Origin of the sequence: Citrobacter sp. Cpo012, from assembly GCF_030333015.1 — a bacterium.
Classification (GTDB): Bacteria; Pseudomonadota; Gammaproteobacteria; order Enterobacterales; family Enterobacteriaceae; genus Citrobacter; species Citrobacter portucalensis.
On sequence record NZ_JAOWGR010000037.1, the window covers coordinates 413,365 to 433,794 of the forward strand.

13 protein-coding genes and 1 pseudogene are annotated in these 20,430 nt (G+C 49.3%); 9 read left to right on the forward strand and 5 right to left on the reverse strand.

The window, feature by feature from the left end:
• Positions 1–9 precede the first annotated feature (9 nt).
• The 3 genes from OGX90_RS11910 (at position 10) to OGX90_RS11920 (ending at position 3,518) form a co-directional block, all read left to right on the forward strand.
• The gene (locus OGX90_RS11910) at positions 10–1,122 is read left to right on the forward strand and encodes a BamA/TamA family outer membrane protein (protein WP_225280800.1); all 1,113 of its coding nucleotides are present in this window, start codon (positions 10–12) and stop codon (positions 1,120–1,122) included.
• A complete protein-coding gene (locus OGX90_RS11915) occupies positions 1,123–2,238 on the forward strand; it encodes a DUF4056 domain-containing protein (protein WP_286623909.1) in 1,116 nt (371 codons plus the stop codon).
• A 92-nt stretch (positions 2,239–2,330) separates the two neighbouring features.
• Positions 2,331–3,518 (forward strand): OmpP1/FadL family transporter, encoded by a 1,188-nt coding sequence (locus tag OGX90_RS11920; protein WP_079934034.1) that lies wholly within the window; start codon positions 2,331–2,333, stop codon positions 3,516–3,518.
• Positions 3,519–3,815: 297 nt separating this feature from the next.
• On the opposite strand, the pseudogene OGX90_RS11925 reads toward OGX90_RS11920, so the two are convergent.
• Positions 3,816–4,152: pseudogene (locus OGX90_RS11925) on the reverse strand (GNAT family N-acetyltransferase); the annotation flags it as partial.
• Positions 4,153–4,254: 102 nt separating this feature from the next.
• The gene (locus OGX90_RS11930) at positions 4,255–6,237 is read right to left on the reverse strand and encodes an alkyl/aryl-sulfatase (RefSeq protein WP_008784770.1); all 1,983 of its coding nucleotides are present in this window, start codon (positions 6,235–6,237) and stop codon (positions 4,255–4,257) included.
• Positions 6,238–6,491: 254 nt separating this feature from the next.
• Between OGX90_RS11930 and OGX90_RS11935 the strand changes: the two genes are divergently transcribed.
• The gene (locus OGX90_RS11935) at positions 6,492–6,878 is read left to right on the forward strand and encodes a KPN_03583 family lipoprotein (RefSeq protein WP_008784771.1); all 387 of its coding nucleotides are present in this window, start codon (positions 6,492–6,494) and stop codon (positions 6,876–6,878) included.
• 116 nt (positions 6,879–6,994) lie between these two features.
• Here OGX90_RS11935 and OGX90_RS11940 read toward each other — a convergent pair whose 3' ends face one another.
• Together OGX90_RS11940 and OGX90_RS11945 are read right to left on the reverse strand one after the other, a co-directional pair.
• Positions 6,995–7,624 (reverse strand): winged helix-turn-helix transcriptional regulator, encoded by a 630-nt coding sequence (locus tag OGX90_RS11940; RefSeq protein ID WP_008784772.1) that lies wholly within the window; start codon positions 7,622–7,624, stop codon positions 6,995–6,997.
• Positions 7,625–7,861: 237 nt separating this feature from the next.
• Complete coding sequence (locus OGX90_RS11945; RefSeq protein WP_048235374.1) at positions 7,862–9,049, reverse strand: OmpP1/FadL family transporter; 1,188 nt, start codon at positions 9,047–9,049, stop codon at positions 7,862–7,864.
• Positions 9,050–9,681: 632 nt separating this feature from the next.
• Between OGX90_RS11945 and OGX90_RS11950 the strand changes: the two genes are divergently transcribed.
• The 5 genes from OGX90_RS11950 to OGX90_RS11970 all read left to right on the forward strand — a co-directional run bounded on the left by OGX90_RS11950 (position 9,682) and on the right by OGX90_RS11970 (position 19,895).
• Positions 9,682–15,015, forward strand: a complete 5,334-nt coding sequence (locus OGX90_RS11950) for a peroxidase family protein (RefSeq protein ID WP_234692525.1) — start codon at positions 9,682–9,684, stop codon at positions 15,013–15,015.
• 10 nt (positions 15,016–15,025) lie between these two features.
• The gene (locus tag OGX90_RS11955) at positions 15,026–16,765 is read left to right on the forward strand and encodes a type I secretion system permease/ATPase (protein WP_048235372.1); all 1,740 of its coding nucleotides are present in this window, start codon (positions 15,026–15,028) and stop codon (positions 16,763–16,765) included.
• A complete protein-coding gene (locus OGX90_RS11960; protein ID WP_353622333.1) occupies positions 16,765–18,093 on the forward strand; it encodes an HlyD family type I secretion periplasmic adaptor subunit in 1,329 nt (442 codons plus the stop codon). The genes OGX90_RS11955 and OGX90_RS11960 overlap by 1 nt, the downstream gene beginning before the upstream one ends.
• Positions 18,094–18,227: 134 nt before the next feature.
• Positions 18,228–18,515: a VF530 family protein gene (locus tag OGX90_RS11965; RefSeq protein ID WP_048235370.1), complete on the forward strand. Its 288-nt coding sequence runs from the start codon at positions 18,228–18,230 to the stop codon at positions 18,513–18,515.
• A gap of 12 nt (positions 18,516–18,527) precedes the next feature.
• Positions 18,528–19,895, forward strand: coding sequence for a glycoside hydrolase family 10-like protein (locus tag OGX90_RS11970; RefSeq protein ID WP_234692523.1), 1,368 nt, complete (start codon positions 18,528–18,530; stop codon positions 19,893–19,895).
• Here OGX90_RS11970 and OGX90_RS11975 read toward each other — a convergent pair.
• Positions 19,892–20,410 (reverse strand): hypothetical protein, encoded by a 519-nt coding sequence (locus OGX90_RS11975; RefSeq protein WP_008784779.1) that lies wholly within the window; start codon positions 20,408–20,410, stop codon positions 19,892–19,894. The genes OGX90_RS11970 and OGX90_RS11975 overlap by 4 nt on opposite strands.
• Between the last annotated feature and the right edge of the window lie 20 nt (positions 20,411–20,430).

Genomic DNA, 20,430 nt, shown 5'->3' on the forward strand with positions numbered 1-20,430 from the left:
TATCGCGTCATGTTGACATCGCTATTGGCTCTGACGACCTGGTCTGCGGAGGCGTTAACATTGGATCAACCCTCAATTGACGCTTTCCTCGGGAAGCTGGGTGCGGATAACCAGTACGATCCGGCAAAAGGGGTGAACTGGAGCGTGTTGCCGGGGCCATTTTACACTCCAGAGCTGAAGCTGGGTCTTGGCATGGCGGTGGCGGGGATCTACCGGGTGGATGCGGCAGATAAAACAACTCAGAACTCTTCTGTTTCCTTGACGGGTTATGTCAGTGCCAGCGGGGCGTTGGGAATGGGGATCAGCAGTTATACCTTTTTTACCGACGACCGTTGGCGATTGTTTGTGGACGGCTCAGTGAACAAAGTGCCAACGGGTTTTTGGGGCATTGGCTACGACGCAGCCCAGGGTAATGAACAGGATTACACCAACAACTCCGTGAGTTTGCATCCTGTATTGATGCGAGAAATCGCTGAACGCGTTTATCTCGGCGCGGGTTGGGATTTTTCTTCTATGCAGGCGGACGTTGACGATCCGCATCAGGGGGACGTGTTCAGCCTAAATAATGCGCAGACATCGCCGTTATCGTCTGGACCCAGTGTAAGTCTGAGTTACGACACGCGTGACGTTGTCACGCGGCCACAGCATGGACACTATTTTAAGCTGGAGTACACCTGGTTTGATCCGTCTTTTGGTTCAGATACTCATTTTACGGCAGCACAGGTTCAATACGATCGTTACCTTTTACTTGATGACAGGACTGTGCTGGCGTTCGATTTATGGGGACGTTTCACTCGTGGAGACGTGCCGTGGGATCGTTTATCAATGGCCGGAGATGACCGCCGTCTGCGGGGGTATTACCAGGGGCGTTATCGGGATAAGGATGTGGTAAGTGGGCAGGTGGAATATCGAAAAAAACTCAACTGGCGACATGGTTACGTGTTGTGGTTGGGCGCAGGAGCTTTAGGCAGAAACATTGACGATATGGGACATCATCCGATCTTACCTAATGCGGGTGTCGGTTATCGCTTTGAAGTGAAGCCCGCCATGAATATCCGCCTGGATTTAGGTTTTGGGAGAGAGAGTGCAGGATTCTATTTTCAAATTGCGGAGGCATTCTGAATGGCTAAAGGATTTCTGTTTTTACTGCTGGTAGCCGGATTTGCCTGCGCGGAAGTTCCTGGCCTCACTCTTAAACAAGCGCATAAGGCATATCCCGTTGTCGGCCATTTAGCACCGCCGGAGTCACTACGCCCATGCTGCGCGTTTGGCTATGATCTTCATGTCAGGGCGATAGGTGTGCCGATCCCTGTCTACCAGATTGGCAATGTATTAACGTTAGATTCACTGGGGCGTCATCACTATAACGATAGTGCGTTGGGGGCCGTGAAAAATATCGTTGGACTGAGTGAGGAAAAAAACGGACTGCTTTATACCCACCGTGGGGGTTTTATCGACATAGCGCACGTTCGCGATACGGCGGATAACACCTTTTACCTCTTTTCTCGTATTTATCCAAAACTTGGTCAACAGTGGCGTTTTTTTTACAGCGAAGAATTGGGCGTCAGACGGATACAGCTACACGGTTTCACACCTCCTGCAGCAATGGCGCAGCGTTACACATTGGCCGCCTGGTTGGCGGGGAATCTGGCCTTTGAACTGGCTCAATGGCACGAAATTGCACAGTGGTATGGATTCGAGTCTGTTCCCGGTTTTTCTGAGCAGATTTCTGCATTTTCCCCGGAAGATCTCTATTCAAATCTACTGGGTGCGCGTATCGCCATCAACGTGATTTTACAGGGCAGGGTGGAATCCATTGCGGAATACAACGCGGCGGTGGATCGCGAACTGCAGCGGGTTTTACTGCAACTTGGCGTCGCAACCCGGACTGAAACTGAGCGTAAGTTTCGCGAATTGGACGGTGACTGGTGGAACAGTAAACGTAGGGTTCCAGATAAATTTCTGGTGTTAAAGCGTAACTATATTCTTGAGCATAACCGGTTACCAACCCCAGTTTCGTACGAGAACGCCACGCCACTGCAACTGACTTTTCCCGCCGTGATCGAAGGATATCGGCTTGCGCGCCTGGGCGAGTTACAAATTTACCCGGGCACTTCCATGCAATCGCTTCCGCGACCGAAAACTTATTACGCACCAGATAGTTTTCAGTCCCTGGCTGACACAGCGAGTGAAGCAGACAAAATCCAGCTCGAACGTATGCACAAGTCGCGCTTTTAATCCGGTGCTTTTGCCTGACAATTTAAATGCTGCGAGCTACGCTTTTACAGACGCTAACTACTTCAATAATGAAGAAATTCTGCAGGTGGCCTATGAAAAAATTGACCTTGATTTATCTTAGTCTTTTTTGCTCGCCGTTAGCACAAGCTAGCGCACTCTATTTTTATGAAATAGGCACCGAAGATACGGCTTTGGCAGGGGCGGGGCAGGCAGCACGTGCGCAGGATGCCTCCACCATCGTGACTAACCCCGCAGGAATGACGCGACTTCCGGATCATATGTTCACCGGTGGATTACAGGCAATGGATGGTGATGTGTCCTACACACTTGAAGACGAGACGGGGCGTAAAAGTCCCGGTGACATCATGCGCTTCTTTCCAAATGCCAGCGCATTCTATGCCCAGAAGGTGAATGACGATCTTTATGCTGGTATTGGGCTATACGGAAATTACGGTCTGGGGATCGATTTTGGCAATTGGTCCGGCGACCGGCTGATTAAGAAAAGCACCATGGTTGCGATGACGCTCAGTCCATCGCTGGCTTATAAGCTTAGTGACAGGGTTTCCGTTGGGGGCTCTGTTAACGTCAATTACGGTTTTCTGTCACTCACTCGAAATGTTGATGGCAACGATGAAAAAGAAAAGGATCATGACTGGGCGATGAGCTATCGTCTGGGATTATTAATGGAACTGACCGATCAAACCCGGGCCGGTATCTCCTGGACCAGCAAAACTGAGTACGATTTTGATATTGACGGCAAAGCGCGTTTCCCGAACTTACCGAACGTGGAATACGATTTGCCTATTTCTGCGCAGGTACGTGCTCCACAGCAGATTATGTTAAGTCTGGTTCATGACATTAATAAACAGTGGTCAGTGATGGGCGATCTTGGCTGGCAGGACTGGAGTCAGTTCGGCGCGCCGCAAATAACGGTGGTCGGGCAAGAAGTTGATAAGTCCAGTCGTCTTAAGGATTCGTGGCATACGGCTTTAGGTGTGCAATTTCGACCTACGGAACAATGGCGTTTGAATGCGGGCGTAGCATTTGATAGTACGGTCTATAATTCGCAAAGCGATGTGGCGCTGACGTTGCCGACCGGTGATGAATGGCGATTTGCTACCGGAGCGCAATATCAAATTACACCACAAAGCAATATCGGTGCTGCCGTGTCGTATCTGCATATGCAGTCGTCCCACGTACAGTCACCATCAATTTATCAGGGGAGTTACGATAATCCGTATCTGTGGTTTGCCAGTGTGAACTACAGTTATCAGTTTTAATGTTCAGTGAAGTGAGAGTCGCGGTGGAATTGTAGAAGACATAAAACAGCTATTTGCATAACCAGCTGTAGTCGAGAGCCATCATCCAGAACTGTTAGCGCTGTTGAGGCAACTGTGCTTGAAAGGGTTTTGAGGCGTCATTATTGAGCAGCACAAGGATGACCATAAAACATCAGATTCAGCCTTTATCTACGTTAGTGCGCATAATGTATATTATGTTAAATACAATTTGATACGTACTCAGTTGAATCCCCATGTGGCCCACGTTTGGCCATTGACCTCCTCTGCTCATTACAATCATGAAAGCCCAAGGAACAGAGTTCGCTCCTGCAGTTGAGATGCTTTGAATCCGTGGTGAAGATAAAAACGTTTAGCTTCGTCTGTGAGCACATGCACCATAACGGCACGCACGCCAATATTTTCTGCCACTTTGTAACACCGCAGTACCGCATCGTGAAGCAGATCGGCCCCTAACCCTTTTCCACGAACAGAAAGGTCTACGGCCAATCTGGCTTGGATCTGGCATGTTACGCCGAAGATTGCCTGTTGCTTCTGTGTGGTTGACGCTACCAGTGGCCAGTGAATAAAAGCCAGCGACTTTTCGCGAGTCTGTTTTGCAGACAACAAACGTCCTGTATAGCAACTGCTATACAGTCTCGTACAACTCAATACTCTGATAAGCAACAATAAAAAACCCGCCAGTGCTGGCGGGTTATGGCATGGTTTGGCTCTACAGTTAAGGCGTTACCATGTTAAACCAGAAATCAAAGCTATCTAAATACCCGAGGAACTCATCAAGCTTGGCATGATTGCCGGAAATTTGTACATCACCCTTCTCTTCTGCCTGTTTCAGCGATTCTTCCTTGAGAATAATTTTGTTCAACGTTGCACGGTTAAGCGTAATGGAGGCATCAGCATTGCTGGCCTGTGCATCAGCGCTATGGTTAAGAACACCGTTTTCCAGTTCCAGTTTGTATTTACCGCCGTCAGCACCTAAATCGACGTTGAAGACTGCTTGCGCATTTGCCGCTTTTTCTCCGTTAATATGTACCGCGAGATAATCAAAGAACATCTCAGGTGACATGGCTTTAACGGTATCCGGGCTGGCGGTATTTGGTGTCGCGCCTTTCACCACACCGTTGCGTAATTCTTGTGCACCAGTCAGATAAAAATTACGCCATGGACCGGACTCAGCCTGGTAACCCATTTGCTCAAGGGCATCTGCTTCCAGATTACGGGCTTCTTTATTGCTCGGATCAGCAAAGACGATATTGTTAGTGACTTGCGCCACCCAACGGTAATTGCCCTGGGCGTAATCCGTTTTCGCTTTTTGCATGATTGCATCGGCGCCGCCCATATAATCGACATATTTCTTCGCGGCATCAACGGGCGGTAATTCATTCAGTGTTGCCGGATTACCATTGAACCAGCCGAGGTAAAAGACATACGTTGCTTTCACATCATGGCTGACAGAACCATAGTATCCACGGCTGGCCCATGATTTTTCCAGGCCAGACGGCAGTTTGAAGTTAGCGGCGATTTCGTCACGGGTCAGCCCCTGGTTAGCCATGCGCAGCGTCTGATCGTTGATGTAACGGTACATATCACGCTGACTTTTCATTAACTTCACCACATTTTCATTACCCCAGGTCGGCCAGTGATGCTGAGCAATAATAATGTTTGCCTTTCCACCCCAGCGGCCAATAACGTCATTGATATATTTTGACCATGCCAGCGGATCGCGGATCTTCGCGCCACGTAATGAATAAGTGTTATGTAGCGTATGGGTGACATCCTCTGCAGCTTCGATCATTCCCTTCTCTTCTACATACCACAGCATTTCAGAAGGTGCTTCCGATCCCGGCGCCATCATGAAATCATAGGTTAGACCGTCGATAACTTCTTTCTGCCCGGTGTGGGTAATATAGTTAGTGGGTTCAATCAGCGTCACCGTACCGGCGGAGGTTGTCGTTCCCAGACCCGCACCGACCTGACCTTTTGCATCCGGTTTCAACAGATTGCCATACATGTAACTGGCTCGGCGACTCATGGCGTTACCTGCCATAATATTTTCAGATACAGCTTCCTTCATAAAACCAGCCGGTGCATATACCTTCACTTTACCGGACTTCACATCCGCTTCATCAATCACGCCGCGGACGCCACCGTAGTGGTCAACATGGCTGTGCGTATAAATGACGGCAACAACGGGTCTTTTACCGCGATTCTTATAATAAAGGTCCATTCCCACTTTCGCGGTTTCTGCCGAGACAAGCGGATCAATGACCGTAATACCCTCTTTCCCTTCCATAATTGTCATATTCGAGAGATCAAGATTACGGATTTGATACACGCCATCGGTGACCTGGAACAAGCCGCCAATATTGATCAACTGCGACTGACGCCACAGGCTTGGATTAACCGTGTCGGGGGCTTTTTCGCCCTCTTTGATAAAGGCATATTGCTGAGGGTCCCAGACAACATTTCCCTGCTTCCCTTTAATCAATTCACTGGGAAGCGGAGCAATAAAACCTTTATGAGCGTTCATAAAATCGGTTTTATCAGTGAATGGCAATTGACCATATAAGGCGTCATTCGCACTTTTGGTCTGAGCAGTCGCATCTTTTGCCCCTTCCTGTGCCAATACAGGTAGTGATATTAATGATGTTGAACACACGCCAGCTAAAGCCAGATAACTTACTAGTTTATTAAGTTTCATAAATCCTCGCTAATAATATATTATCAAGAAGAAAGAAACCCTGCTGCTCTGATTGTTGAGAAGCTTCCTTAATACTGTATTTATCAGGTTTCTATGATCTAATGCTCGTAGGCTAACATGGTCTTATGAAACAATGTAATGCAATGACATTTATTTTTAAATTTCCTTTTGTTTTTATTTAAACAAAATGGCTGTAGACACCTGACTGTATAAAAAGATAATGGCTGGTATCCATTGTCTTTAGAATACTATATATGCGCACTCTCTATCTACTTCTCATCACTGGGATACTTTCTGGCTGTAATACTTCTCCCCCAGAGAAAGTTGTTAAGATCAATAAAATGGTGATCCCTGTTGTTCAGGCACAACCCGAGTCAAAATCAAGTAGTGACTCGGCATCCCTGTCCTTATATCAGGATAATAAACAGCAAATTGAAAACGTCGTGAGTTCGTTAAAAAATGAATATCTTCATGAGGTTAAGCCAAGAGAGATGTTTGACGTTCATAGCCAGGCATACCAGGTTTATGCTTCTTTAACCAAGCTCGAACAAATGCAGCAAATGAACAATTTTTATTATAAGGAGCATAATCAAACAGGACTGTTAAGCATTAATCAGTCCGTGAACTCTCTTATTGAATAACAAGAAGTCCTCCTCAGAGAATGATGAGGAGGTTTTTTTACGATTGATATATGGCATGCTACTACAATAGAATATTAAAGTTAGATAATCGATTTGTAACTTGTTTGTGGGTTTATTTAAAATCGCTCAGGCAATTTATTGATGGAAGTAAGATACCCTCCGCGTTCAAAATCAATATACCCTCCTTTTTTTAACGCAGATACAACATTTAAAACACTGCTGCGCGATAAGTGGGTCCGATCCTGAATATAATCCAAAATAGAAACACGCTTGCGCGTCTCTTCCGGCAACAAAATCATCTCTTCGAGGTGGTTACGTATCACTGAATAAGTACGCTGCTGTACGACTAAATCATCACGATAAAAGAGATAACCCGTATGATATGAAAGCACTGCCGCCGCATCTTCCCACAAGCCTTGTTGATGAAAGAGTTCTCGTGCTTTATCGGCATCGACGCGTAATAAGGTTGATTCAGCTTCAGCGCGCAATAAATGGCCGTGTACCGGTTGGATCATTTCGGCAATACCGAACAGATGGGGTTCATAGACGGTCACGATTAACAGACCATCAGAAGAACGTAAAATGGACAGCTCCCCTTGCAAAAAAAGGTAGAGTTGAGGCTTATTCTTGTATTTCCACATGATACGCCGCCGCGGCACAACTTTCATCTTTTCTGCAATCGGTTCAAGTGCTTGCATTAAACGTTGTATGCTTTGTTCTGGGCGTACCGGAGGTGAAATTTGCATAATCAAACCTGTATTATTTAGATTGAAAACAATATGCTTTTACCTATATTCCATGAAGGTAGTACAGATTCATATTAAAACCATAAATTGCTCAATAATAAAAGTACAAATTTATTTTTATTTAAACGAGCGTGTGTGATAAGACCACCAGCAGATGGTCACCAGACACCGCCGGATAGATAATCCGCTATGGTGACTATTAACAATGCGTGAGATATTTAATCGGGAATAACGGCGCTAGAATTGATAGCTGTAGTTGACACTGGCAAACCATAACCACGGGTTCTTATACTGGCCTGCAAAGATATCAGATTTGACGTTGGACGACTGCATGTGCAAATACTCAACGGCAACGCCAATATTGCTGGCTGGCGTAATCTGGTACTGTGCACCGGTGGCAAGTCGCCATTCATCGCCGGTTGGCATCGAAAGCGCTACATCACTTTGCGATTTGTACGGTGAACTGTCATATGCAATACCGGCATTAATGCGCCACTGCTCATCGGGATGATATTGCACGCCCAGCGCTGTATGCCATGTATCTTTCAGACGATTATCACGATCGCTTTGCTGACCATTCATTGTAATCTGCGGGCTGCCAAACTGACTCCAGTCCTGCCAGCCAAGATCGCCCATCACTGACCACTGCCTGTTGATATCGTGAACCAGACTAAGCATCACCTGCTGCGGAGCACGGACTTGTGTGGAGATCGGCAGATCATATCCAATATTAGGTATATTGGGAAAACGCGCTGTCCCGTCAATATTGAAATGATAATCAGTCTTGCTGGTCCAGGTTACACCCGCCCGAGTATTGTCAGTTAAGTCCATTAATAACCCAAGGTGGTAATTCATCGCCCAGTCATGATCGCTTTGTTTCTCATCGTGGCCATCGACATCTCTGCTTAGCGACAGAAAACCATAGTTTAGCCCTGCAGCTGCGCCAACCGACACCTTATCACTTAGTTTCCATGCAACGGCGGGACTCAGCGTCATCGCAACCATGGTACTTTGTTTAATTAACCGATCCCCAGCCCAGTTGCCGAAGTCGATACCTAACCCATAGTTGCCGTACAAACCCAAACCGGCAGAAACGGTATCACTCAGCCGTTGCGTATAAAACATGCTGGCATTGGGGAAAAGCGTCATTACATTACCGGGGCTTTGTCTGCCATCTGTCGTATTATTCAGCGTATAGGGAATATCTCCGCCCATCGCCTGTAATCCTCCGGTGACCATATGGTCAGGTAAACGAGTCATCCCCGCAGGGTTCGTTAACAGCGTAGAGGCATCCTGAGCACGAGCGGCCTGCCCTGCACCAGCCAGTGCGGTATCTTCCGTTCCGATTTCATAGAAATAGAGCGCACTGGCGTGACCGACCGACGAAAAGATCATCCCGGAGAGAAAAATTATATTTTTTTTCATTGTATTACCTGTTTGGAGGGGGCGTTCTTTACTAAACGTAGGGTCAGCTATCACACGGTATTGATTTATGCTAATAGCATAATCAGGCATCAGGAATGATGTCGTGTTAAATTTTATCCAATATTAAATTTTATAATTCAACACAACGACATCTTAAATGCCGACTTAATGAGAACTCTTCTTAATAAGTGATTTGACATAAATTCTAATGTAAAGAAATGAAAATTTAATCTTTTCATAAAAAAGTATGAGTGAAGTCGCCAACGGAAAAACCATAGTTATGATCATCACATAACTGTAATATGCGTTTTAAAAAGTAAAACCTTTACAGCCTTGAGGAGACCTTGTCTTCTCAAAACATTGTGTCTCAAATATGTCTTTGATTTCAATGGGACACGATGATCATTAACCTCTAAAACCTAATATATAAGTGAGGCGAATATCTTATTGTGCTAACTAATCCTCAGGAGAATAACGCTAATCTGGTCATGGATACATCATTTTTAAAATATGGACTTTTAATCATGCAATAACAATCAGGTATCTTATACGACTCATTCTTCTGTCAATTTTTGTAAGTGGAAGAAAAGAGTGATGATAGTTAATACAGGTAAAGATAGGGGTAATGACTTATGGCCTCACAATATGACTTTACTGTCACTCTGCACGATCTTGCTTTTATTCTTAAGCAGATCAAAATATCCGAAGCGGCAACTAACCCGGATGGCAGCGTTAATGCTGAATTGCTTAGGGAATTAGTTTCCAGTCCGCTATTGCCTTATGGACTTCGCACGGTAGATGGTTCATGGAATAATCTTCTACCGGGTCAGGAGTTATATGGCTCTGCCGACCAGACAATGCCGAGATTAACCGCGTTAAACTGGCAAGATGCGGACCAAATGACCAGTTATATCCAAATTGGTGGCACCGTTATTGATGCCGACCCACGTATTATTAGTAACTTAATTTCCGATCAAACGGCATCTAACCCAGCCGCACTGGAGGTATTTAACGCGTTAAAAGATGCTCCCGGCGGGGGGACTATTACAGGAGACGGAGAAACGTTATCCATTCCTAACCAGTCTCCCGATATCGGTCTCTCCCCTGCTTTTAACGGCTGGATGACCTTCTTTGGCCAGTTTTTTGACCACGGTCTGGATTTGATTCCCAAAGGAGGCAACGGTATCGTTTTCATTCCGCTACAGCCGGATGACCCTTTATATGTGGAAGGGTCGTCAACAAACTTTATGCTATTAACCCGGGCAACGGTGGATGAAAATCGAGAGACAGTAAACCTGACGACCCCCTTCATCGACCAAAACCAAACCTACACCTCCCATCCTTCACATCAAATTTTCATCCGCGAATACGTCATTATTGATGGGAAACCTGAGCCTACCGGGAATTTATTAGGCGGTGCGAACGGTGGACTGGCGACCTGGGCCGACGTTAAAAACCAGGCTGAAACCCTGCTTGGCATTAAACTCACCGATCAGGATGTGTTTAATGTTCCCCTGCTGGCTACGGATCGCTATGGTAATTTGATTTTAAGTGAAAATGGAAAGGTACAGATTGTTACCACCGGGGGACTGGTTGAAGCCAACGGCGGTCTGTTGCCTGAGGGAACATTCCGAACCGGCCATGCGTTTCTTGATGATATTGCGCATACTGCCGCGCCAAAAGCGGGTCTGCTGGCAGATGATGACACTGCGATTGGGGGCGAAGGAGCGCAACCGGCAGGAACCTATGATAACGAACTGCTCGATCGTCACTTTATTACCGGTGACGGGCGTGGGAACGAAAATATAGGTTTAACCGCGGTGCACGCCGTTTTTCACAGCGAGCATAACCGTCTGGTTGAGCAATATAAAACAACACTGCTGGAAACCGGTGATATCGACCTCATTAATCAGTGGTTGATGCCCAATCATCAAATCACGGAATTACCTGCCGATACCAGTACGCTGGTATGGAACGGTGAGTACCTATTCCAGGCAGGTCGTTTCTCCACGGAAATGCAATATCAGCACCTCGTCTTCGAGGAGTTTGCCCGTACCGTACAACCCGCCGTCGATCCGTTTGTTTTCTCCAACACGGCGGATATAAACCCGATGATCTTTGCCGAGTTTGCGCATGTGGTTTACCGTTTCGGGCATTCAATGCTGACAGAAACCGTGGCGCGCACCGACATTGATATGCAAAGTGGCGATATTGACCTGATTTCAGCATTCCTGAATCCGGTAGCATTTAATCAAATCAACGGGGCCACCGTCACGGACGATCAGGCTATTGGCGCAATTGTGCGTGGTATGACGCGTCAGGTGGGTAACGAAATTGATGAATTTATTACCGATGCTCTGCGTAATAATCTCATCGGCCTGCCCCTCGATTTAGGCGCGCTTAATATAGCCCGTGGCCGTGACACCGCAATGCCGACGCTGAACCAGGCCCGCGAGCAGTTTTTTGCATTAAGCGGTGATAGTCAACTGAAGCCTTATACCAGTTGGGCTGACTTCACTACCTACCTGAAAAATCCCGCTTCAATCATTAACTTTATGGCCGCCTATGGTCAGCATGAGCTGATCCTCAATGCCACCAGCCTTGAAGGTAAGCGTGCAGCGGTAAACTTCCTGTTGTTTGGTGATGCTAACAATGCCCCGCCTGCGGATGCGATGGATTTCTTTAACAGTACCGGAGCGTGGGCAACCAAAGAGACCGGCCTGAATATGGTCGATTTCTGGATTGGCGGGCTGGCAGAGCGCAAAAATGAATTTGGCGGCATGCTCGGCTCAACCTTCAACTTCGTCTTTGAAACACAAATGGAAATGCTTCAGGACGGCGATCGTTTCTACTATCTGAGCCGCGTTCAGGGATTAAACTTACTCAATGAACTGGAGGCCAACTCGTTTTCCGCACTAGTAATGCGTAACAGCGATCTTGGTGATGAGGGATCCTCCCACCTGCCCGCAAATCTGTTCCAGACACCGGACCATATTTTTGAAGTGAACCGCGTGCTGCAAACGGAAATCGACCCGAAATGGGGTAATCCGCTGAAGGATCTGCTCTCGCCGTTGTTGGTGCGTCGCGACCCAGGTGTGGATGTTGACGGCGATAGTTTTGCCGATGGCGGGTATCTGAAATATACCGGCGATGGGCATGTGGTGCTTGGAGGGACGGCAGGCAATGATACGTTAATCGGCGGTAAAGGGATCGACAGTCTGTGGGGTGATGGCGGAGATGACCGGCTGGACGGCGGCGACGAAGCAGACGTGGTCCATGGTGGTGACGGTGATGACATTATTACCGATACCGGTACGCCTGTTGGTGATGCGGACTTCCTGCACGGTGATGCCGGACATGACGTTATCTTCTCCGGTAACGGAAACGATCTGGTCTTTGGTGGCAGCGGTAGCGACTTCGTGGTGGTCGGCGAAGATGCGCAGGAGGTCTTCTCGGGTCAGGATAACGACTTTGCGCTTGGCGGCTCGGGTGGTGATTTCCTGATGGGCAACGAAGGCGATGACTGGCTGGAAGGCGGCGACGGGTTTGACACGCTGGCGGGTGACAACTCTGAGTTGTTCTTCAACAGTACCATTATCGGTCACGATGTTCTTAACGGTCAGGGTAACGACACCGACTACGATGGCGAAGCCGGTGACGACATCATGGTTCAGGGCGCGGGGATCCAGCGCAATAATGGCATGGCCGGTTTCGACTGGGCTATCCATAAAGGCGACCCAAATGGCGCTAACTCTGACCTTGGGATCCCTATTTTCGTCAACCAGCAGGAGTTTATTCTACGCGACCGTTTTGATCTTGTTGAAGGGCTGTCGGGCTGGAAATACGACGATATCCTGACCGGGACAGAACAGCCGATAGGTACTGCGCCTGTTCAGGGCGTTCCCCTCTCTAACAACCTGACCCAGGAAGGTGCGGATCGGATCACCGGTTTACAGGCTATTCTCGGCGTAGAGCGTTCTACAAACCCGGACGCGGTGCTCCTGAATCCTGATGATGGTAGCGATATTTTACTCGGCGGTGGAGGTAGCGACCGCATTATGGGTAAAGCCGGTAACGATATCATTGATGGTGATGCATGGCTCAACGTGCGTATTGCCGTTACGGGTATGGCAGGACTCACCAGCGCCGAAGGTATGGCTGAACTGAAATCGTACATGCTGGCCGGCACGCTGAAACCGAATCAACTGTCGATTGTGCGAGAAATCCTGCATGAAGGTAACGGCACGGAAACTGACGTCGCGGTGTACCGTGATGTCAGCAGCAACTATGTCTTTACCCGTATGGCAGACGGTAGCCTGCGCGTCGAACACGCCACGCCGGATGCCGCGCTGAACCTGAATGATGGCATCGATCGTCTGTTGAACATCGAAAAACTGGAGTTTGGCGATGGGAAGCAGCTGTGGGTGACGGGGCAACAAGCGACGGGCGATCTTACCATCAGTAACCCTAACCCTTCGGTGGGCGACCTGCTGCGCGTCAACGTGGCGAACTTGCTGGATGGTAACGGGCTGGCGGCGGATGTGGCCATCACCATGACCTGGCAGGCATTCGTCAACGGCCAATGGCGAGATCAGGCAACCGGCGTTGAGTTCAGAGTGCCTGGCACTATTCAGGGCGCACCGCTGCGTGTGGTAGCCAGCTTTAACGACCGCATGGGTGACGCTGAAACCCTGGTGTCGGCACAAACTCAGGCGATCCTACCGCGAAATCAGGCCACGACCGGTGTGCCGGTAATTAACGACCTCACCCCAACTGAAAGCCTGACGCTGACCGCAGTGGTTTCAGGCATTGCTGACGCCGATGGTCTGAGCGGCGGTAATTTCACTTATCAATGGAGAATGAGTTCGCCAACCGGATTCGTCAACATTAACGGTGCGACTTCCGCCACCTATACGCCGGGTCAGGCTATGGTCGGCAGAACGTTGCAGGTGGTCGTTACCGTCGTCGACGATGAAGGCAACCCCCCTGTTGTCCTGACGTCGACCACCACCCAGCCCGTGGGCGATCTGATTGTGGGTACCAACGGGGCTAACACCCTCGTCGGTACTGCCTGGAGCGATATCCTACGCGGTGAAGGCGGTAATGACACCTTACTCGGCGGTGCAGGTGACGATCTGCTCATTGGCGGTGCGGGAAACGACAACCTCTCTGGTCAGGCGGGGCAAGATATTCTGCAAGGTGATGCCGGTAATGACACGCTTGATGGCGGGCTTGGTGCCGACAGTATGACCGGCGGCACGGGCGATGATACCTACATTGTTGATGATTTCGGTGATGTAGTTATCGAAGGTGTGAATGGTGGCACGGACGTTGTCCGAACCAACCTCAGCAGCTACGACCTCACCGATAACGTGGAAGAACTGGTATTTACCGGCAGCGGTAGTTTTATCGGTACTGGTAATGCCATTGCGAACACCATTACGGGAGGGACCGGTAACGACTATCTGTTCGGCATGGGCGGTAACGACCAGTTGTTTGGTGGTATCGGGAATGACTTCCTCGATGGCGGAGATGGCGCTGATAATCTGCAAGGTGGAGTTGGCAACGACGTCATGATTGGCGGTGCGGGCGCGGATACCCTTTCCGGCGGTAGCGGGGACGATATTCTTAATGGTCAGGAAGGTAACGACATTCTGGACGGTGGTGCCGGGAGCGATATCTTCGCCTTTGGCGCCAACTTTGGGCAGGACCGAATTACCGGTTTTGACAGTAACCCCAACGGCGGGCAGGACTTCCTTGATCTCGTCTTGTTAGGTATCAACGCGGGTAATTTTGCCAGCAGCGTGTCTATCACCGGAAACAATGGCAACACCATTGTGACTATCGGTACAGATACCATCACATTGGTGGGCGTCAATTCGACCACCGTGAATATTGGTGACTTTTATCTGGAAATGCCCACTACCCTTGCCAGTAACAACGGCAATAGTTCATTGATCGTATAAGGAGAAGACTATGTCGCGCCAGCATACGCCAACAGAACTGAATGATGCATTAAAGGGAACGAAGCCCACTTTTCTGATGCTGTTGTTTTTTAGTTGTGTGATTAATATGCTTATGCTGGCGCCGGCAATTTATATGCTACAGGTTTACGACCGTGTGCTGGTCAGTAAAAATACCACCACGCTGTTAATGTTGACCTTATTAATTGTCGGCTTGTACATCGTTATTGCCATGATTGAATCTGCCCGCGCGCAGGTTATGGTCAGACTTGGCAACCGGCTTGATATAAAGCTAAGCCAGTTGGTCTTTAACGCAGCCTTTAAAAGAAAGATGGTTACCGGCGATAACAACCCGGCGCAATCTTTAGCCGAACTGGATCAGGTTCGTCAGTTTCTTTCCGGGAATAGTCTGTTCGCCTTACTGGATATTCCCTGGACGCCGATATATCTGTTCATCGCCTTTTTGGTCCATCCCCTGCTGGGATACCTTTCTCTCGGCGGAATAACGTTATTATTCATTCTGACGCTGGTATCTGAAATCTCTACCAAGCGCCCGATTCAGCAAGCGCACGCCTTAACCATTAACAATGCCAGCAAACTGAATAAACAGCTGCAAAACGCCGATGCCATTGAGGCGATGGGTATGCTCTCGCCCCTGAAGTCCAACTGGCAGGAGCAACATAACAAAGTGCTGGCGCTACAAACGCAGATTGCCGACAAAACGGCCGGGTTAAGCAGCCTCAGCCGCTTTGTGCGGGTGTTGCTGCAATCTATTGCGCTGGGTGCCGGGGCTTTACTGGTGATCGGAGGCCATATTACTCCGGGCTTGATGATCGCCGCCTCGATCATTCTTGGCCGCGTCCTCAACCCGGTAGAACAAGTTATTGGCAGTTGGAAGCAGTTCGTGCAGTTTCGTAGCGCGTGGCATCAGCTCTCAACCTTGCTGAAGGAGTATCCGGCACCGAAAGAGGTACTGACCCTGCCGCGTCCGAACGGCAACATCAGCGTCGAAAGCGTCTTCGCCGCAGCCCCCGGCCAGCCTTCCCCGCTACTGCGTAATATCTCATTCCAGCTGGAGCAAGGTGAAGTCCTGGGGATTATCGGCCCCTCAGCCTCAGGGAAAACCTCGCTGGCAAAGGTTCTGGTTGGCGTATGGAAACCGCTATCAGGGAAAGTCAGATTAGACGGCGCAGATATTTGTCAGTGGGATAAAGCGCTGCTGGGCCCATCTATTGGCTATCTGCCGCAGGATGTGGAACTGTTTGACGGTACCATCGCGCAAAACATTGCCCGCTTCGCGCAGAATGACAGTGAGCTTATCGTCGCCGCCGCATTACTGGCAGGCGTTCATGAGATGATCCTGCGCTTGCCGCAAGGTTATGACACGCTGTTGGGCGCAGGCGGATACCAGCTCTCCGGCGGGCAGCGGCAGCGCATCGGACTGGCACGCGCCGTGTATAACAATCCTGCGTTCATCGTGCTTGATGAACCGAATGCTAATCTTGACGACGCGGGCGAATTTGCACTCGTTAAAGCCATCAATACCCTGCGTACACAGGGACAAACTACCGTCATTATCTCACACCGCCCGACGCTGCTCGGCGTGGTCAATAAGGTTTTGCTGCTTAACGATGGCGCCATACAGGAGTTTGGTACCCGCGATCAGGTTTTTGCCCATTTGCGTCAGGCCAACGTACTGAAACCGGTGGCTACGCCTTCTCCATCCACTACTGAACAGCAACGTGAGGCCTGATGATGAAAAAGAATCCCCACAATACGGCATTTGCTGGCGTAGATACCAATATCTGGTCGCCGATTATCCGGGGCGCGATCGTCATTGTGCTTGGTGTCGGTAGTTTTATCCTCTGGGCAGTGCAAGCTCCGTTAGATGCGGGCGTGGTCGCTGATGGTACGGTAACCGTATCGAGTAACCGCAAAACCATTCAGCATCTGAGCGGCGGTCGGGTAACGGATATCTTTATCAAAGAAGGCGACTTCGTGAAGAAAAATCAGGTTCTCGTCCGGTTGGATAAAATGCAGCTCGAAATGCGTTTTAGCGCGTTAAATGCCCAGTATATTTCTGCAAAAAGTATCGAAGATCGTCTGTTGGCAGAACGCGATGGCCTGGAAGCGATCCGCTTTAATACGACGCTGACGCAGCAATTCTCAGGCAATAAACGGCTGACAGAAGTCAGAAATCTGCAGGCCAAGCTTTTCGATACGCGTCGCAAAACGATTCAGGACGAACTGTCGATGATTGAGGAGACGCTCGATGGTCTGGTTGGGCAAACGGATAATCTCAATAAAATAAAAGGCTATCGCGACCACCAGTTTTCTCTGATTAACCGGGAGTTGGGGGCTATTCGCGCGCTGAGCGAAAAGAATTATTACCCCAAAGCGCAATTACTGGTGCTGGAGCGCGAGGCGGCTGAAATATCTGGCAGCGTTTCAGAAGATATTCTTAATATTGCTAAACTGAAATCGCAGCAAAACGAATTAAAAATTAAAGCCTACCAGGTGCGTCATCAATATTTACGTGAAGTTGAGTCTGAACTGACGGAAAACCAAAAAGAAGTGGCAATGCTGGAGGATGAACTGGTGTCCACCCGTCACGAGCTGGATAACACCGAGATCCGCTCACCGATTAACGGTATCGTGCTGGATGTTAAAGTCAGTACCGTGGGCGGCGTCATTCAACCCGGCGAACATCTTATGGATATTGTCGCCGCCGGACAACCCATGCAAATTGATGCCAAAATACCCGTGCATGCCATTGATAAACTGGTCCCCGGCTTAACCGTTGATGTGCTTTTCCCTGCCCTTAACCATGCCCTGTTGCCGTCGGTTCCGGCCCGGGTTCTGACTATCTCGGCAGACCGCTTAATTGATGAAACCACTCAGCAGCCTTACTACCTTGCGGAAGTACAGGTTTCAGCAGAGGGCGCGCGTTTGCTGGGCGATTACAAAATTAAAGCGGGAATGCCTGCCAGCGTGACGATCAAGACCGGTGAACGAACCCTGATGAGTTACCTGTTTAAACCGTTGATTGCCCGTCTGGAACTGGCTTTTAAAGAGTATTGAGCCATCCATTGCCGGTATGGCGTACGGCTTGTCGCGCCATACCGCTTTCTGCCGTTGCTGGCAGCTTTGCTTTCTTGTAACCTTCTTCCCGTCACACTACTGACAAAATCTGGAACCACTGAACTGGACTTCATATGAATGCTCATATTTCTAAAGACCCTTTACATGGCGTAACGCTTGAAATGCAGGTCAATGCCCTGGTTGAACGTTATGGTTGGGCTGAACTGGCGCAACACATTAATATCAACTGCTTTAAAAATGAACCGAGCGTTAAATCCAGTCTGAAGTTTCTGCGCCGTACGCCGTGGGCGCGGGCAGAAGTTGAAGCGCTGTACCTTGATTCGCTGCATGACCTGGCCTCAAACAACACCCCCGAACCGGCCTTCGATCCCTGGGCTAACAGCCGCAATAAAAAGAAATAAGAGCAAAATCAGATGGCAGCATCCGGTTTCTTTTCAGGAAATTATCAGAAAAAACTGGCGAATATTCTCGCCCGTTCTCGTGCCAGACTACCGCTGACCAACATGAAATGGTTTGCTGTACTTGTGGGCAGTATGTTGTTACTTGGCAGCTGTTCTTCACAACCGCCCGGCCCCAAAACCACTCCGCTACCTCCGGTGAGCAAACCACAGCAGAGCAAGGAGCCAGTGCGCGGGATCTGGCTGGCCACGGTTTCTCGTCTTGACTGGCCGCCTATCTCATCCGTGAACATCAGTTCGCCTGCCGTACGCATCAGCCTGCAGCAAAAAGCGCTGACGGATAAGCTGGACAACCTGAAACGGCTTGGTATTAACACCGTTTTTTTCCAGGTTAAGCCCGATGGGACCGCATTGTGGAAGTCAAAGATCCTACCGTGGTCAGATACCCTGACCGGTACGATTGGCCAGGATCCGGGTTACGATCCGCTGCAGTTTATGCTCGATGAAGCGCATAAACGCGGAATGAAAGTTCATGCCTGGCTTAACCCCTACCGCGTGTCCGTAAACACCAAACCTTCGACGGTCACTGAGTTAAACAGCACTCTGTCACAGACACCGTCCAGCGTATACGTCCTGCATCGGGACTGGATCCGCACTGCGGGCGAGCGTTTTGTGTTAGACCCCGGTATTCCCGACGTGCGCGACTGGATCACCAGCATCGTGGCGGAAGTGGTTGAGAATTACCCGGTTGACGGCGTGCAGTTTGATGATTACTTCTATACCGAATCTCCCGGCTCTGCGCTCAACGACAGCCAGACCTTCAGAAGATACGGCCAGGGATTCGCCTCCAAGGCTGACTGGCGTCGCGATAACACGCAACGGCTGATTGCCCAGGTTTCGCGGACCATCAAGAAACTCAAGCCTGAGGTTGAATTCGGCGTCAGTCCTGCGGGCGTGTGGCGCAACCGTTCGCACGATCCAGCGGGCTCCGACACGCGCGGCGCGGCAGCGTATGATGAGTCGTATGCAGACACCCGCCGTTGGGTGCAACTAGGTTTGCTGGATTACATTGCACCGCAACTCTACTGGCCTTTTGCCCGCGACGCAGCGCGTTACGATGTACTGGCAAAATGGTGGGCAGATGTCGTGATATCAACCAACACCCGCCTCTACATTGGTGTAGCGCTGTATAAAGTTGGTGAACCATCGAGAAAAGAGCCAGACTGGACGGTAAAAGGCGGTGTGCCGGAACTGAAAAAGCAGCTCGATTTAAACGAATCCGAACCGTACATCAACGGCACGATCCTGTTTCGCGAAGATTATCTTAATCAACCGCAAACGCAGGAAGCCGTGACCTATATTCGTAATCGTTGGGGACGTTAATAGTTGTCCTGAGTGGGAAGTCTGAGCCAGACGCTCACGTAGCGGGTAAATTTCCCCACAAAAACGCCGGCGAACATGCCGCCTGTAATGATAGCCAGAGCGCTCATTGCGGGTTGACGTAAAACGTCGGGAGCAGTGGCGTTAAGTACGCCAAGAACGTACTTAACGCCAAATGCCAGCAGCATAAATGGCAATGCGGAATAATCTGCCGGACGATGAATACTCCGCGGTGCGCTACTGCGGCTCAAACGGTCTGGGTTAATTAATATGTAGCCAATTATCGCGCCGCTGATAATACCTATCGTCCACTGGATATAGGTAATGAGGGTCGGGTCGCGATAAGTGATTAAATCGTAGATATCCCAGAACAGAAAAATAGCCGGGATCAGCGCCAGCTTTTCCAGCGTGACGGTGGCGGGTGTTCTGGCTTTAATCCCTCTGTAAAGTAGAAAGGCAAACAGCAGATACACCCAAACTGGCGTGTGTTCCAGCATACCCAAGACAAATTCAGCCATAACATTGCCCCGCTCAGATT